28 protein-coding genes are annotated in these 13,026 nt (G+C 58.3%); all 28 read left to right on the forward strand.

Annotated elements, in window-relative coordinates; genetic code table 11:
* A partial coding sequence (locus PLH32_16270; protein HQJ66163.1) for a hypothetical protein occupies nt 1-92 on the forward strand: 92 nt, incomplete at its 5' end.
* Nucleotides 93-137: 45 nt separating this feature from the next.
* Nucleotides 138-446 carry a 30S ribosomal protein S10 gene (rpsJ, locus tag PLH32_16275; GenBank protein ID HQJ66164.1) on the forward strand — a complete coding sequence of 103 codons (309 nt, stop codon included), beginning with the start codon at nt 138-140 and terminating at the stop codon, nt 444-446.
* Between the two features lie 58 nt (nt 447-504).
* Entirely contained in the window at nt 505-1,125 is a 621-nt protein-coding gene (rplC, locus tag PLH32_16280; GenBank protein ID HQJ66165.1) for a 50S ribosomal protein L3, read from the forward strand.
* Between the two features lie 7 nt (nt 1,126-1,132).
* A complete protein-coding gene (gene rplD / locus PLH32_16285; protein ID HQJ66166.1) occupies nt 1,133-1,762 on the forward strand; it encodes a 50S ribosomal protein L4 in 630 nt (209 codons plus the stop codon).
* Complete coding sequence (gene rplW, locus PLH32_16290; GenBank protein HQJ66167.1) at nt 1,759-2,070, forward strand: 50S ribosomal protein L23; 312 nt, start codon at nt 1,759-1,761, stop codon at nt 2,068-2,070. Before rplD ends, rplW begins: the two co-directional genes overlap by 4 nt.
* 22 nt (nt 2,071-2,092) lie before the next feature.
* The gene (gene rplB, locus PLH32_16295; GenBank protein ID HQJ66168.1) at nt 2,093-2,914 is read left to right on the forward strand and encodes a 50S ribosomal protein L2; all 822 of its coding nucleotides are present in this window, start codon (nt 2,093-2,095) and stop codon (nt 2,912-2,914) included.
* An 11-nt stretch (nt 2,915-2,925) separates the two neighbouring features.
* Complete coding sequence (gene rpsS, locus PLH32_16300) at nt 2,926-3,207, forward strand: 30S ribosomal protein S19 (protein HQJ66169.1); 282 nt, start codon at nt 2,926-2,928, stop codon at nt 3,205-3,207.
* A 26-nt stretch (nt 3,208-3,233) separates the two neighbouring features.
* Entirely contained in the window at nt 3,234-3,584 is a 351-nt protein-coding gene (gene rplV / locus PLH32_16305) for a 50S ribosomal protein L22 (GenBank protein ID HQJ66170.1), read from the forward strand.
* A gap of 21 nt (nt 3,585-3,605) precedes the next feature.
* The gene (gene rpsC, locus PLH32_16310; GenBank protein ID HQJ66171.1) at nt 3,606-4,238 is read left to right on the forward strand and encodes a 30S ribosomal protein S3; all 633 of its coding nucleotides are present in this window, start codon (nt 3,606-3,608) and stop codon (nt 4,236-4,238) included.
* Between the two features lie 40 nt (nt 4,239-4,278).
* Nucleotides 4,279-4,698: a 50S ribosomal protein L16 gene (gene rplP / locus PLH32_16315; GenBank protein HQJ66172.1), complete on the forward strand. Its 420-nt coding sequence runs from the start codon at nt 4,279-4,281 to the stop codon at nt 4,696-4,698.
* A gap of 2 nt (nt 4,699-4,700) precedes the next feature.
* Nucleotides 4,701-4,904, forward strand: a complete 204-nt coding sequence (rpmC, locus tag PLH32_16320) for a 50S ribosomal protein L29 (protein ID HQJ66173.1) — start codon at nt 4,701-4,703, stop codon at nt 4,902-4,904.
* 29 nt (nt 4,905-4,933) lie between these two features.
* Entirely contained in the window at nt 4,934-5,188 is a 255-nt protein-coding gene (gene rpsQ, locus PLH32_16325) for a 30S ribosomal protein S17 (protein ID HQJ66174.1), read from the forward strand.
* Nucleotides 5,189-5,221: 33 nt separating this feature from the next.
* Complete coding sequence (gene rplN, locus PLH32_16330; protein HQJ66175.1) at nt 5,222-5,590, forward strand: 50S ribosomal protein L14; 369 nt, start codon at nt 5,222-5,224, stop codon at nt 5,588-5,590.
* 23 nt (nt 5,591-5,613) lie between these two features.
* Nucleotides 5,614-5,949 (forward strand): 50S ribosomal protein L24, encoded by a 336-nt coding sequence (gene rplX / locus PLH32_16335; GenBank protein ID HQJ66176.1) that lies wholly within the window; start codon nt 5,614-5,616, stop codon nt 5,947-5,949.
* 29 nt (nt 5,950-5,978) lie between these two features.
* Nucleotides 5,979-6,539: a 50S ribosomal protein L5 gene (rplE, locus tag PLH32_16340; GenBank protein ID HQJ66177.1), complete on the forward strand. Its 561-nt coding sequence runs from the start codon at nt 5,979-5,981 to the stop codon at nt 6,537-6,539.
* A gap of 23 nt (nt 6,540-6,562) precedes the next feature.
* Nucleotides 6,563-6,748 (forward strand): type Z 30S ribosomal protein S14, encoded by a 186-nt coding sequence (locus PLH32_16345; protein HQJ66178.1) that lies wholly within the window; start codon nt 6,563-6,565, stop codon nt 6,746-6,748.
* A 66-nt stretch (nt 6,749-6,814) separates the two neighbouring features.
* Complete coding sequence (gene rpsH / locus PLH32_16350; GenBank protein HQJ66179.1) at nt 6,815-7,213, forward strand: 30S ribosomal protein S8; 399 nt, start codon at nt 6,815-6,817, stop codon at nt 7,211-7,213.
* A gap of 22 nt (nt 7,214-7,235) precedes the next feature.
* Nucleotides 7,236-7,772, forward strand: a complete 537-nt coding sequence (gene rplF, locus PLH32_16355; protein ID HQJ66180.1) for a 50S ribosomal protein L6 — start codon at nt 7,236-7,238, stop codon at nt 7,770-7,772.
* 86 nt (nt 7,773-7,858) lie between these two features.
* Entirely contained in the window at nt 7,859-8,233 is a 375-nt protein-coding gene (rplR, locus tag PLH32_16360; GenBank protein HQJ66181.1) for a 50S ribosomal protein L18, read from the forward strand.
* Between the two features lie 36 nt (nt 8,234-8,269).
* Nucleotides 8,270-8,803, forward strand: a complete 534-nt coding sequence (gene rpsE / locus PLH32_16365) for a 30S ribosomal protein S5 (GenBank protein HQJ66182.1) — start codon at nt 8,270-8,272, stop codon at nt 8,801-8,803.
* An 18-nt stretch (nt 8,804-8,821) separates the two neighbouring features.
* Nucleotides 8,822-9,019 (forward strand): 50S ribosomal protein L30, encoded by a 198-nt coding sequence (rpmD, locus tag PLH32_16370; protein ID HQJ66183.1) that lies wholly within the window; start codon nt 8,822-8,824, stop codon nt 9,017-9,019.
* Between the two features lie 32 nt (nt 9,020-9,051).
* Entirely contained in the window at nt 9,052-9,486 is a 435-nt protein-coding gene (gene rplO / locus PLH32_16375; GenBank protein ID HQJ66184.1) for a 50S ribosomal protein L15, read from the forward strand.
* The gene (secY, locus tag PLH32_16380) at nt 9,483-10,817 is read left to right on the forward strand and encodes a preprotein translocase subunit SecY (GenBank protein ID HQJ66185.1); all 1,335 of its coding nucleotides are present in this window, start codon (nt 9,483-9,485) and stop codon (nt 10,815-10,817) included. Before rplO ends, secY begins: the two co-directional genes overlap by 4 nt.
* 21 nt (nt 10,818-10,838) lie before the next feature.
* On the forward strand, nt 10,839-11,492 hold the full coding sequence (locus PLH32_16385; protein ID HQJ66186.1) for an adenylate kinase: 654 nt from the start codon (nt 10,839-10,841) through the stop codon (nt 11,490-11,492).
* Nucleotides 11,489-12,235: a type I methionyl aminopeptidase gene (map, locus tag PLH32_16390; GenBank protein HQJ66187.1), complete on the forward strand. Its 747-nt coding sequence runs from the start codon at nt 11,489-11,491 to the stop codon at nt 12,233-12,235. Before PLH32_16385 ends, map begins: the two co-directional genes overlap by 4 nt.
* Nucleotides 12,236-12,246: 11 nt before the next feature.
* On the forward strand, nt 12,247-12,465 hold the full coding sequence (infA, locus tag PLH32_16395; GenBank protein ID HQJ66188.1) for a translation initiation factor IF-1: 219 nt from the start codon (nt 12,247-12,249) through the stop codon (nt 12,463-12,465).
* 28 nt (nt 12,466-12,493) lie between these two features.
* On the forward strand, nt 12,494-12,610 hold the full coding sequence (rpmJ, locus tag PLH32_16400) for a 50S ribosomal protein L36 (GenBank protein ID HQJ66189.1): 117 nt from the start codon (nt 12,494-12,496) through the stop codon (nt 12,608-12,610).
* Between the two features lie 26 nt (nt 12,611-12,636).
* Complete coding sequence (gene rpsM, locus PLH32_16405) at nt 12,637-13,008, forward strand: 30S ribosomal protein S13 (GenBank protein ID HQJ66190.1); 372 nt, start codon at nt 12,637-12,639, stop codon at nt 13,006-13,008.
* The last annotated feature ends 18 nt before the right edge of the window (nt 13,009-13,026 follow it).

Here is a 13,026-nt window from a genome sequence, read left to right on the forward strand (position 1 = left end):
CCGAGATCGCGATGGAAGAGGGTCTTCGTTTCGCCATCCGCGAGGGCGGCCGCACTGTCGGCGCCGGTGTGGTGACCAAGATCATTAAATAAACCATTCTGTCTGGATTGGGTACATAGTATAAGCGGAGTCTTTAAATGGCGGGTCAAAAAATTCGCATCAAGCTGAAAGCCTACGATCACCGTCTGATCGACATCTCCACCGAGAAGATCATCAAGACGGCCAAGCAGACCGGCGCGATGATCGTCGGGCCGATTCCACTCCCGACGCGCAAGACTGTTTACACCGTGCTGCGTTCGCCGCATGTAGATAAAAAGTCGCGCGAGCAGTTCGAGACGCGCATCCACAAACGGCTGGTCGATATTCACAACTCTTCGCCCAAGACTGTGGATGCCCTGATGAAACTGGAGCTGCCGGCGGGTGTCGATGTTGAGATCAAGGTCTGAGTCCTGTGTCACCCCTAATTGACCCGAAACCATCACAACCTTGCATAATGGTACTTCAATGCGTTCGATAATTGGAAAAAAGTTAGGTATGACCCGCGTCTTCGATGAAGCGGGCAATGTGGTCCCCGCAACGGTTATCGAGGCGGGTCCGAATGTCGTCACTCAGATCAAGACCGTTGAGAAGGATGGCTACACCGCCGTGCAGATCGGCTTCGGCAGCAAGAAGCTGAAGCACGTCACCAAGGCGGTGCAGGGCCAGACGAAAAAGAGCGGCAAGGGGCCCTTCGAGGTCGTCCGCGAGCTGCGCGATTTCGACAATGGCCAGGAGCTGCAGGTGGGCGATGAGATCAAGTGCACGATCTTCAGTCCGGGTGAGCTGGTCCGGGTGACCGGCATCACCAAGGGCTTGGGATTTCAGGGTGTGGTGCGCCGGCATCATTTTGGCGGCGGCCCCAAGTCCCATGGCCAGAGCGATCGCATGCGGGCTCCGGGCTCATTGGGTCAGTCCTCCTATCCCTCGCGCGTTTTCAAGGGGCTGAAGATGGCCGGACGAATGGGCGGCGTGCAGCAGACTGTGCGCAACGTGCGCGTGGTCAAGGTCGATGAGGCCAATAATCTGCTGATTATCAAGGGCGCCGTGCCGGCGACGGATCAAGGTATTGTTCTAATCAGAAAGTAATTGACCTATGAAACTGGAAGTTTTTAAGAAAGATGGAGCATCGGCTGGCCGCGAGGTGGAACTTGCCGACGGCGTTTTCGGAGTCGAGCCCAACCAGCATGTCCTCTATCTGGCGGTGAAGACCAATGCCATAAATCTGCGCCAGGGTACGGCGGCCACCAAGACCCGCGGCATGGTCTCGGGCGGCGGCAAGAAGCCGTGGAAGCAAAAGGGACGCGGCACGGCCCGTTCGGGTTCCAGCCGCTCTCCGATCTGGCGCGGCGGCGGCACCGCGCACGGCCCACAGCCGGTCGTCTACGAACAGAAGCTGCCACGCAAGGTGAAGCGCCTGGCGCGCATCTCCGCTCTCTCCGCCAAGGTCAAGGATGCGGCGGTCACGGTGCTGGAAGATTTCACCCTCGAAGCCGTCAAAACCCGGGAGATGGCCCAGTTGCTGAAGGCCTTCAAGCTGGATGGGGCCAAGACCCTGATCCTGCTGCCCGGCTACGATGCGGACCTGCTCCGCGCCAGCCGCAACATCGCCAATCTCAAGGTGCAGGTGGCCACCGATGCCTCGACCACCGAGCTGCTCGACTGCAAGGCCCTGTTGATCATGGAAAGTGCCATTAAAAAGCTGGAAGGTTCATTACAATCATGAAAAGCAAACGCCTCATTCTGGTCAAGCCCATCCTGACCGAAAAAATGCTCAAGATGCAGGAGACTGCCGGCAAGTATGCCTTTGTCGTGGATCGCGCGGCCAACAAGATCGAGATCAAGCAGGCGGTGGAAAGGAAATTCGAAGTCACCGTCGACGAGGTTTCGACTGTGGTGGTCAAGGGCAAGGCCAAGCGGATGAACACGCGCCGGGGGCTGACCTCGGGTAAGCGCGCCGACTGGAAAAAGGCCATTGTCACGCTGCGCAGCGGCGACAAGATTGATTTTTTTGAAGGTTCGAAAACCAAATAGCTGAACACCTGGAGATCGTTACATGCCCATAAAAACATTCAAGCCAATCACACCGGGTCAGCGTTTCAAGAGTGTGAACACGTTTGAAGAGGTCACGGCGCAGAGCCCGGAGCGCTCCCTGCTGGTGCCGTTACACAAGTCGGGCGGTCGCAACAACCGCGGCCGGGTCACCTCGCGCCATCGCGGGGGCGGCCATAAGCGCTTCTACCGGATCATCGATTTCAAACGCGACAAGCTGGAAATCCCGGCTGTGGTGGCCTCGATCGAGTATGATCCCAATCGCACCGCCAATATCGCCCTGCTCAAGTATGCCGACGGCGAAAAGCGGTATATCCTTGCTCCGCTTGGCCTCCAGGTCGGCGATGCGCTGCTCTCCGGCGAAGCCCCCGAAATTCGGGTGGGCAATGCCATGCCGCTGGAGAAGATCCCGATGGGCACCCTGGTGCACAATGTCGAAATGAAGAAGGGTAAAGGCGGCCAGCTCGCGCGCACCGCCGGTTCCTACGCCCAGCTGATGGCCAAGGAGAAGGAATACGGCCAGCTGCGGCTGCCCTCCGGGGAGGTGCGCATGGTGCGTCTGGAATGCCGGGCCACCATCGGCCAGGTCGGCAATACGGATCATGAGAATGTGACCATCGGCAAGGCGGGACGCAGCCGCTGGTTGGGGCGCCGCCCCCATGTGCGCGGCGTGGCGCAGAACCCGGTCGACCACCCGATGGGCGGAGGCGAGGGCAAGAGTTCGGGCGGACGTCACCCGACCACCCCCTGGGGCAAACCGACCAAGGGATATAAAACGCGGAAGAGAAAATCCTCCGATCGTCTCATTGTGAAACGCAGAAAATAACGGAAGTCAACATGGCAAGATCGATCAAAAAAGGGCCGTATATCGACGCCAATCTCCTGGCGAAGATCGATGAGCTCAACCGAATCAATCAGAAGAAGGTGATCAAGACCTGGGCGCGGCGCAGCACCATACCCCCGGAGTTCATCGGTCACACCTTGGCTGTGCACAACGGCAATAAATTCGTCCCCGTTTTTATTTCCGAGAACATGGTCGGTCACAAGCTGGGTGAATTTGCCCTGACCCGTACCTTCCGCGGCCACACCGAGAAAAAGTCGGAAAAAGCAGCCAAATAGCGAAGCGATAGTTTGGAGAATTTTTCATGGAAGCAAAGGCGGTAGCAAAATGGGTCCGCAAGTCCCCCCTGAAGGTCCGGCGCGTCGCCAAGCTGGTGCGCGGCAAGGTTGTTCAGGATGCGCTGAATATCCTCCATTTCAGCGACACCGCGGCCTCCGAGCCCCTGGAAAAAGCCATCCGTTCGGCGGTTTCCAATATGCTCAACAAGGAAGAGGGCAACAAGTTGTCGCCCGAGGATCTCTACATCAAGGAACTGCGCATCGATGAAGGCTATATGCTCAAGCGGTTTCGGGCCGCATCGATGGGCCGGGCCACGCGGATCCGCAGGCGCACCTGTCATATTTCGGTGGTGGTTGCAGACAAGGCAGTCAACTAGATTTTCTTACAGGAGAGTATTTTGGGACAAAAGACCAATCCTAAGGGCTTCCGGCTGGGAATCATCCGGTCATGGGATTCCAACTGGTTTGATGAGCGCGATTTCGCCAAGAAGCTGAGCGAAGACATCATGCTCCGCCGCTACGTGCGCAACCGTCTGCAGAAGGCCAGCATCTCCAAAATCGAGATTAGCCGGACGCCGAAGCAGATTACCCTGACCATCCATACCGCCCGTCCGGGCATCGTGATCGGCCGCAAGGGTGCCGAGGTGGACAAGCTGCGCGAGGAGCTGCAGCGGGTGACCGGCAAGGATGTACAGCTGAACATCAACGAGATCAAACGTCCGGAGCTGGATGCCTATCTTGTTGCCGAGTCGATCGCCAGCCAGCTTGAGGGCAAGGTTTCGTTCCGCCGGGCGATGAAGAAGGCGATCCAGTCGACCATGCGCATGGGCGCCGAGGGCATCCGCATCTGCTGTTCCGGCCGTCTCGGCGGCGCGGAGATGGCGCGGGTCGAGCAGTACAAGGAGGGCCGGATTCCCCTGCACACCCTGCGTGCGGACATCGATTTTGCGCGGGCGACCTCGCGGACCTCTTATGGCGCCATCGGGGTCAAGGTCTGGATCTGCCGCGGTGAAATCATCGGCGAACAATAATTATCGGATTTGATCAATATCTTAGCGGAGTATTCTAGTCATGTTAATGCCCAAGCGCATAAAATTTCGCAAGCACCAGCGCGGCCGGATGAGAGGCCTGGCGGTGCGCGGTTCGCTGCTGGCCTTCGGCGAATATGGTCTCAAGGCCGTCGAGCCGCACTGGATTACCGCCCGGCAGATTGAAGCCGCCCGTATCGCGATGACGCGCTATATCAAGCGCGGCGGCAAAATCTGGATCCGGATCTTCCCGGATAAGCCGTGCACCAAGAAGCCGGCCGAGACCCGTATGGGTAAGGGTAAGGGTGCCCCCGAATATTGGGTGGCGGTGGTCAAACCAGGCCGCATCATGTTCGAGATCGCCGGTGTGGATGAGACCACGGCCCGCGAGGCCCTGCGCCTGGCGGCCCACAAGCTGCCGGTTAAATCCCGGTTCGTCTCCGGCGCGGAAATTGGAGAGTAGAAATGAACAAGACCGAAGAACTGCGTAAACTGCCGCTCAAGGAGATCGAGATCCAGTTGGAAGACGCGCTGGTGGAGATGGAAAACCTGCGCATCCAGCACTCGACCCGTCAGCTCGACAATCCCCTGCGCATTCGCAAGGTGCGCCGCGATATCGCCCGGATGCGGACGATCATCAATGAGATGCGCAGCGCCAAGCAAGCCTAGATTCTCTTTTAATGCCATTGGAGAGTGTTGTGGAAAGAAAACAGAGAAAAGTGAAGATCGGGATTGTCGCCAGCGACAAGATGGACAAGAGCCGTGTGGTGACGGTCCAGCGCTTTGTCAAGCACCCCCTCTATAAAAAGTATGTCAAGAAGACCTCCAAGTTCATGGCGCACGATGAGAACAACACCAGCCATGTCGGGGATGTCATCAAGATCATGGAGACCCGCCCCTTGAGCGCCCGCAAGCGCTGGCGGCTGATCGACGTCATTGAGCGTGCCAAGTAACGTTGTGCGAATCCGAAGCGAAAGGTTTGAGTCATGGTTCAGGAATATACCCGGCTTAATGTCGCGGACAACACAGGCGCCAAGAAGGTGATGTGTATCCGGGTGCTCGGCGGCTCGAAGCGTCGCGTGGCCACGGTAGGCGATATCATCATCGTCACCGTCAAACAGGCCATCCCCAACAGCAGCATCAAGAAGGGGGACAAGAGCAAGGCCGTGATCGTGCGCACCAAAAAGGAGAAGCGCCGTCCGGATGGATCCTACATCCGCTTCGACGAGAATGCAGCGGTGCTGATCAACGATGCGATGGAACCCAAGGGCACGCGCATCTTCGGCCCGGTGGCGCGCGAGCTGCGCGAAAAACAGTTTATGAAAATCGTCTCATTAGCTCCTGAAGTGCTCTAGACTATTGATAAAGGCCATAAACAATGCGTGTTAGAAAAAACGATCAGGTCCTGGTTGTCGCCGGGAACTACAAAGGGAAAAAGGGCAAGGTGCTCAAGGTTTTCCCGGAAAAGTCCCAGGTGATCATCGAAGGCGTGCACTTTATCAAAAAGGCGACGCGCCAGAGCCAGCAGAATCCCCAGGGCGGCATCGTCGAGAAAGAGGCTCCCATCCATGTCTCCAATGTCATGGTCATCTGCCCCAAATGCAACACCCCGGCGCGGATGGGCTCCAAGCAGGTCTTCGATGAGGCCAAGAGCCGCAAGGGTCATGTGCGCGTCTGCAAGAATTGTAATGAGATGCTGGTAACCCAGAGTTAGCAATAACCTTAAAAATCGGGCAAATCAACATGGCTGAAGAAAAATATAAACCGCGATTGATCGACGTCTACGCCAAGGAGGTCCGGCCGCAACTGCAAAAGCGTTTCAACTATAAGAACGTGATGCAGGTGCCGCGCATCGAAAAGATCGTCCTCAATATGGGCGTCGGCGATGCCACGGAGAACGCCAAGAATGTCGACAGTGCTGTGGAAGAGATGAGCAAGATCGCCGGGCAGAAGCCCATCATCCGCCGGGCCCGCAAGTCGATCTCCAATTTCAAGCTGCGTGCGGGTATGCCGATCGGCTGCAGCGTCACCCTGCGCCGCTGGCAGATGTACGAGTTCCTCGACCGCCTCATCACCATCGCCATCCCCCGCGTACGCGACTTCCGCGGCCTGCCGGTCAAATTCGACGGCCGCGGCAACTACAACATGGCGATCAAGGAACAGATTGTCTTTCCGGAGATCGATTACGACAAGGTGGAAAAGACGCGCGGCATGAACATCACCATCGTAACTACGGCAAAAACCGATGAAGAGGCCCTCGAACTGCTGACGGCGTTCGGGATGCCGTTCATCCGTCGCTCGTAATATCTAACAGAAGAGGAACGGCATTGGCTAGAAAAGCGTTAGTTGTCAAGTCCAAGAGGACCCCGAAATTCGCAGTGCGTGCTTATAACCGGTGTTCTCGCTGCGGCCGGCCCAGAGCCTTTTACCGCAAGTTCGGCATTTGCAGACTCTGTTTCCGCGATCTCGCACTGGAAGGGTTGATCCCCGGCGTCAAGAAAGCCAGTTGGTAGAACGCCTGGTTCCCTTTTTTGTAACTCACTTTCATCACAGCGTTGAGCTTGTCAGGGAGAAGATACATGTCTAAGACTGATCCCATCGCAGACTACCTAACCTGTATCAGGAATGCGACCAGGGCCAATCATCCCAGAGTAGATATTCCTGCCTCCAGACTGAAACAGGAGATCACCAAGATTCTGCAGGAAGAAGCCTACATAAAGAACCACGTCATTATCAATGACGGCAAACAGGGCGTCATCCGCATCTACTTGAAGTATGATCATGACAACAAGAGTGTAATTTCCGGTCTGCGTCGCATCAGCAAGCCCGGATACCGCCGCTATGTCAATCACAAAGCGGTGCCGCGCGTTTTCAACAATCTCGGCATCGCCATTGTCACCACCTCCGAGGGGGTGATGACGGGTCAGGAAGCGCGCAAACGCGGCGTCGGCGGCGAAGTACTCTGCTATATTTGGTAAATCCTAAGGACAGGAGTATATCGTGTCACGAGTTGGAAAAGCTCCCATTACCATACCGGATGGCGTCAAGGTCGACGTCGCCAACAACCTGGTGACGGCCACCGGTCCCAAGGGCAAGCTCGCGGTGCAGGTGCACCCGGAGCTGCTCGTCAAGATCGAGAACGGTCTCCTCGAGATCCAGCGGCCGAACGATGACAAGCACATTCGCAGTCTGCACGGATTGACCCGGACCCTGGTCGCCAATGCGATCGAAGGCGTCTCCAAGGGCTTTGAGAAGAAGCTCGAGATCGTCGGCGTCGGCTTCCGCGCCGAGATGAAGGGCACGCATGTGCTCCTCTCCCTGGGCTATTCGCACCCGATCATCATCGCCCCGCCCCCGGAGATCACCCTCGCGACCGAAGGCAACAACATCATTGTCGTGCGCGGGATCAGCAAGGAACTGGTCGGGCAGATTGCAGCCAAGATCCGCAGCCTGCGCAAGCCCGAACCCTACAAGGGCAAGGGTGTCCGCTACCTCGGCGAGGTCGTGCGCAAGAAGGCCGGCAAGACTGCGGCGTAACAGGGCAGGCCGTACCGCGGCGTAACCCCGTCCGGGACGCCGGGCCGCGGCAGCGTTATCAAACCATAACCTGATGAGTCTATACAATGGCTGACAAAGCATACATGAAAATCGAAGCACGGGAGCGGCGGCACAGCCACATCCTAAAGCACCTGCGCGGCACCGGTGAACGGCCGCGCCTGGTGGTCTTCCGCAGCAACAAGCACATCTATGCTCAGGTCGTTGATGATCTGAGCCGGACGACCCTCTTCGCCGCCAGCACCCTCAGCAAGGCGATCCGTGACGAGGTGGCCAAGGCCAAGGGCAAGAAAGCGCAGGCCAAGCTGGTCGGCAAACACCTGGCCGAACTGGCCAAGAGCAAAGAGGTGAAAACCATCGTCTTCGACCGCGGCGGCTATCTCTACCACGGCCGTGTCAAAGCGCTGGCCGAGGGAGCCCGCGAGGGTGGATTGCAGTTCTAGGCGAACGCATATGGATTTTAACATGAGGAACAGACGTTGGAAAAGATAAATCCCGGTGAATTTGAACTGACGGAGCGGGTGGTCCAGGTCAACCGCGTTGCCAAAGTGGTCAAGGGTGGCCGCCGCTTCAGCTTTAACGCGATCGTTGTGGTCGGCGACGGCCACGGCCGCGTCGGCATCGGACTCGGCAAGGCCAACGAGGTGACCGATTCGATCACCAAGGGCGCGGATGCGGCCAAGAAGAGCCTGATCCGGGTGCCGGTGGTCAACGGCACCATCACCCACGAAATCGAAGGCAAATATGGCGCCGGCCGGGTCTTTCTGAAACCCGCAGCGCCCGGAACCGGGGTCATCGCCGGCGGCGCCGTGCGCGCCATTCTTGAATCGGCCGGTTATACCGATATCCTGACCAAAAGCCGCGGCTCGGCCAACCCCCACAATGTGGTCAAGGCGACGATTGCGGCCCTGGAAAACCTCATGGACGCCGGCACGGTCTCCCGCAAGCGCGGGCTCCCGGTGATGCAGGTTTTCAAAACCGTGCCCAAGCCGAAAACCGTCGTCAACGAATAAGCGGATGGATTACCAACCATGAACAAGAAAAAAACAGGCAAGCAGATCAGGATCACGCTGGTGCGCTCCACCATCGGATCGATCGCCAAACACAAAGCCACGGCCATCGCCCTCGGCTTGCGCCACCCCAACAACAGCGTGGTGCACTATGATACGCCGGTCATCCGCGGCATGGTGGATAATATCCGGCACCTGGTTAAAGTGGAAGAACTGTAAGATTCAGGCTAACGCTAGCAACTGAGGACAGGATGAATTTAGCTAATTTGACATACGCGGAAGGTGCGGTCAAGGATCGCAAACGGGTTGGCCGCGGTGGGGCGCGCGGCAAACAGTCCGGTCGCGGCTCCAACGGCGCGCGTTCACGCTCCGGTTTCAAGAATCGCGCCTGGTTCGAAGGCGGCCAGATGCCCATCCAACGGCGTCTGCCCAAACGCGGTTTCAAGAACCCCAACCGTGTCGATTTCCAGGTGATCAATGTCGGCGACCTCAACCGGCTGGCCGGCAGTGAAGAGCTCACCCCCGCGACTCTCTTCGAGATGGGCGCCATCAGCAAGAGCGGAGTCCCCCTCAAGGTCCTCGGCGATGGCGAAGTAACCAAGAAAATCACCGTATCGGCCAATGCCTTCAGCAAGAGCGCGCAGGAAAAAATTGAAGCGGCCGGAGGAAGGATTACCAAGCTATGATGGGCAGCCTGGCCAACATCTTCAAGATTCCGGATCTGAAACGGCGCATCCTCTTCACCGCCGCCGTGCTCATCGCCTATCGTATCGGTGGCCATGTCCCGGTCCCCGGCATCAACGCCACCGCCCTGGTCGACTACTTCAAGCAGAATTCGGCCGGCCTGATGGGGCTCTATGACCTCTTCGCCGGCGGCGCCTTCCACCGCGCCACCGTTTTCGCCCTGGGCATCATGCCCTACATCTCGGCCTCGATCATCATCCAGCTGCTCGGGGCCGTCGTGCCCTATTTCCAGAAGCTGCAGAAAGAGGGCGAACAGGGACGCAAAAAGATCACCCAGCTCACCCGCTACGGGACGGTGGCGATCTCGGCTCTGCAGGCCTTCGGCGTCAGCATCTTCCTCGAGAGCCTGAACAACAGCGCCGGCGCCTCGGAACTGATCGTGCCGCAGCCGGGCTTCGCCTTCCGTTTCATCACCATGCTGGCGCTGACCGCCGGCACGGTGCTGATCATGTGGTTCGGTGAGCTGATCACCGAGCGCGGCATCGGCAACGGCATTTCGCTGATCATCTTCATCGGCATCGTCGCGCGCTTCCCGAATTCGATCTTCTCAGAACTCCAGCAGGTGATCGCCGGCAACCGTACCATCCTGGTCGAGATCGTCCTCTGGGTCCTCTTCGTCTTCACCGTCGCGAGCACGGTCCTGCTTACCCAGGGCACGCGCAAGATCCCGGTGCAGTACGCCAAGCGCGTCGTCGGCCGCAAGATCTACGGCGGACAGAGCACCCACATTCCGCTCCGCGTCAACACCGCGGGCGTCATGCCGATCATCTTCGCCCAGTCGATCCTGTTCATTCCGCAGACGATCATTCAGTTTTTCCCGAACAGTGATTTCATGGTCTCGCTCAACCAGCTCTTCAGCTACCAGTCCTCGTTCTACTGGTTGCTCTACGGCATCATGATCGTCTTCTTCACCTATTTCTACACCGCCATCGCCTTCAATCCGGTCGATGTGGCGGATAATATGAAAAAGTACGGCGGCTTCATCCCGGGCGTGCGGCCGGGGAAGAAGACCTCCGAATATATTGATCATATCCTGACGCGTATCACCCTGCCGGGCTCGATCTTCCTGGCGATCATCGCGATCCTGCCGGCCTTCATCGCCAAGCTGACCAACGTCGGTTACGACTTTGCCAGCTTCTTCGGCGGGACCTCGTTGCTGATCGTCGTCGGTGTCGCCCTCGATACCTTGCAGCAGGTCGAGTCGCATCTGCTGATGCGCCATTACGACGGCTTCCTCAAGAGCGGCAAGATTCGCGGCCGCCGGCGCTTCTAGGGCGGAAAGGGAAGAGCGACGATGAGACTGGTATTCCTGGGGGCGCCGGGATCGGGCAAGGGGACCCAGGCGGTTTGGCTGCAGGGACGGTTCGGGATTCCGCAGATCTCCACCGGCGACATCCTGCGCAAGGCGGTCACCGAGGGGACTGAACTGGGCAAAAAGGCCGATTCGATTATGAAGAGCGGCGCCCTGGTTTCCGATGAGCTGATCATCGCCTTGATGCGCGAGCGCCTTGGCCAGCCGGATTGCGCCCGGGGATTCATCCTCGACGGATTTCCGCGCACGATCGCCCAGGGCGAGAGCCTCGACGCGATGCTCGGGCCGGCGCGGGCGATCCAGAGCGCCATCTTTTTCGAGGTTTCGGAGGCGGAGATCATCCGGCGTCTGACCAGCCGGCGGACCTGCGCCCAGTGCGGGCGCATCTACAACATTCTCAGCGACCCGCCCCCGGCCAGCGGCGCCTGCGGCAGCTGCGGCGGCGCGATCATCCAGCGCAAGGATGATTCGGAGGAGACGGTGCTGAGCCGGCTCAAGGTCTATGAAGAAAAGACCGCACCGTTAAAAGAGTTTTACTATAAGCAAAAAAAGTTGTATATTTTACGCGCAGAGCAGCCGGTGGAGCGGGTGCGCGCCGAGCTGGAAGCCCTTCTGGCCGGACTCCAGGCGGTATGATCGCCATCCGTAGCGAGAAAGAGATCGAGCTGATCCGGCAGAGCGGCCGGATCCTGGCAGCCGCGCTGAGCCTGGCGGAATCCCGGATCGCAGCGGGCGTGGTGACCGGTGAGCTCGATGAGGAGATCGCCGCTTATATCATCGCCAAAGGCGGCCGGCCCGCCTTTAAGGGCTACAACGGTTATCCGGCCAATACCTGCATCTCGATCGACGATCAGGTGGTGCACGGGATACCCGGCAAACGGGCGATGCGGGAGGGCGAGATCGTCAGTGTGGATGTGGGTGTTCTTTTGAATGGATACTATAGCGATGCCGCCCGCACTTTCAAGGTGGGTACGGTGGACCGGACCAAGGAGCGGCTGATGCAGATCACCCGCGAATCCCTGGAAAAGGGAATCGCGGCGGCGGTCGACGGCAACCGCCTCTCCGACATCGGGCATGCGATACAAAGCCATGTGGAGGCCGCCGGGTTTTCGGTGGTCCGCGATCTGGTGGGACACGGCATCGGTCAGGCTATGCACGAGGAACCGCAGATACCCAACTACGGCGTACCCGACCAGGGACCGCGCCTCAAGACGGGGATGGTCCTGGCGATCGAGCCGATGGTCAACGCCGGAAGCTGGCGGGTGCGCACGCTCGAAGATCAATGGACGGTGGTCACCGCCGACGGCAAGCCCTCGGCCCATTACGAGCACACCGTGGCCGTCCGCAAGGGCGGTGCGGAAATACTAACGCTGGAATAGAACAGGCCTGTATGCCAAAAGAAGCTTCGATCAAGATCGATGGCGTCATTCTGGAAACCCTGCCCAATGCATCCTTCCGGGTGGAGTTGGAGAACGGCCACAAGGTGCTGGCTCACATCTCCGGCAAGATGCGGATGCATTTTATCAAGATATTGCCGGGCGACAAAGTTACTGTGGAATTATCGCCCTACGATCTGTCCCGAGGACGGATCACCTATCGCTTCAAATAAGCTGAGAATTCTAGGTCCGAGGTAAGCAATGAAAGTCAGATCATCGGTAAAAAAAATCTGCGATAGCTGCAAAATCATACGCCGCAAGGGTACGATTCGTGTTATCTGCAAAAAGAATCCCCGGCATAAACAGCGCCAGGGATAATTTCCATCTAAACAAAGGAGAGTGCTTTGGCTCGTATTTCAGGCATAGATCTACCGCGCGATAAACGCATCGAAGTGGCGCTTACCTACATCTTCGGCATCGGCATTACCACTTCGCGTGAGATCCTCGAAAAGACCCGGATCAATCCGGACACGCGCGTGCGGGACATGCAGCCCGATGAAGTGGCCAAGATCCGCGACCTGATCGCGAACGACTACAAAGTGGAAGGCGCCCTGCGCAGCGAGACGCAGATGAACATCAAGCGCCTCATTGATATCGGTTGTTACCGGGGAATGCGTCATCGCCGCAACTTGCCGGTCAGAGGACAGCGGACCCACACCAACGCCCGCACCCGCCGCTCGCGCCGCGGTGGCGTCGGTATTCGCAAGAAGAAATAAGTGTGCTAATCGGCTTTT

It is taken from the genome of bacterium (assembly GCA_035419245.1).
Taxonomy (GTDB): Bacteria; Zhuqueibacterota; Zhuqueibacteria; order Residuimicrobiales; family Residuimicrobiaceae; genus JAKPUX01.

Bases quoted from the DNA above. Each gene is read 5' to 3' on its own strand.
- rpsJ (HQJ66164.1), top strand. From the start codon at position 138: ATGGCGGGTCAAAAAATTCGCATCAAGCTGAAAGCCTACGATCACCGT.
- rplC (HQJ66165.1), top strand. From the start codon at position 505: ATGCGTTCGATAATTGGAAAAAAGTTAGGTATGACCCGCGTCTTCGAT.
- rplD (HQJ66166.1), top strand. From the start codon at position 1,133: ATGAAACTGGAAGTTTTTAAGAAAGATGGAGCATCGGCTGGCCGCGAG.
- rplW (HQJ66167.1), top strand. From the start codon at position 1,759: ATGAAAAGCAAACGCCTCATTCTGGTCAAGCCCATCCTGACCGAAAAA.
- rplB (HQJ66168.1), top strand. From the start codon at position 2,093: ATGCCCATAAAAACATTCAAGCCAATCACACCGGGTCAGCGTTTCAAG.
- rpsS (HQJ66169.1), top strand. From the start codon at position 2,926: ATGGCAAGATCGATCAAAAAAGGGCCGTATATCGACGCCAATCTCCTG.
- rplV (HQJ66170.1), top strand. From the start codon at position 3,234: ATGGAAGCAAAGGCGGTAGCAAAATGGGTCCGCAAGTCCCCCCTGAAG.
- rplP (HQJ66172.1), top strand. From the start codon at position 4,279: ATGTTAATGCCCAAGCGCATAAAATTTCGCAAGCACCAGCGCGGCCGG.
- rpmC (HQJ66173.1), top strand. From the start codon at position 4,701: ATGAACAAGACCGAAGAACTGCGTAAACTGCCGCTCAAGGAGATCGAG.
- rplN (HQJ66175.1), top strand. From the start codon at position 5,222: ATGGTTCAGGAATATACCCGGCTTAATGTCGCGGACAACACAGGCGCC.
- rplX (HQJ66176.1), top strand. From the start codon at position 5,614: ATGCGTGTTAGAAAAAACGATCAGGTCCTGGTTGTCGCCGGGAACTAC.
- rplE (HQJ66177.1), top strand. From the start codon at position 5,979: ATGGCTGAAGAAAAATATAAACCGCGATTGATCGACGTCTACGCCAAG.
- rpsH (HQJ66179.1), top strand. From the start codon at position 6,815: ATGTCTAAGACTGATCCCATCGCAGACTACCTAACCTGTATCAGGAAT.
- rplR (HQJ66181.1), top strand. From the start codon at position 7,859: ATGGCTGACAAAGCATACATGAAAATCGAAGCACGGGAGCGGCGGCAC.
- rpmD (HQJ66183.1), top strand. From the start codon at position 8,822: ATGAACAAGAAAAAAACAGGCAAGCAGATCAGGATCACGCTGGTGCGC.
- rplO (HQJ66184.1), top strand. From the start codon at position 9,052: ATGAATTTAGCTAATTTGACATACGCGGAAGGTGCGGTCAAGGATCGC.
- secY (HQJ66185.1), top strand. From the start codon at position 9,483: ATGATGGGCAGCCTGGCCAACATCTTCAAGATTCCGGATCTGAAACGG.
- PLH32_16385 (HQJ66186.1), top strand. From the start codon at position 10,839: ATGAGACTGGTATTCCTGGGGGCGCCGGGATCGGGCAAGGGGACCCAG.
- map (HQJ66187.1), top strand. From the start codon at position 11,489: ATGATCGCCATCCGTAGCGAGAAAGAGATCGAGCTGATCCGGCAGAGC.
- infA (HQJ66188.1), top strand. From the start codon at position 12,247: ATGCCAAAAGAAGCTTCGATCAAGATCGATGGCGTCATTCTGGAAACC.
- rpmJ (HQJ66189.1), top strand. From the start codon at position 12,494: ATGAAAGTCAGATCATCGGTAAAAAAAATCTGCGATAGCTGCAAAATC.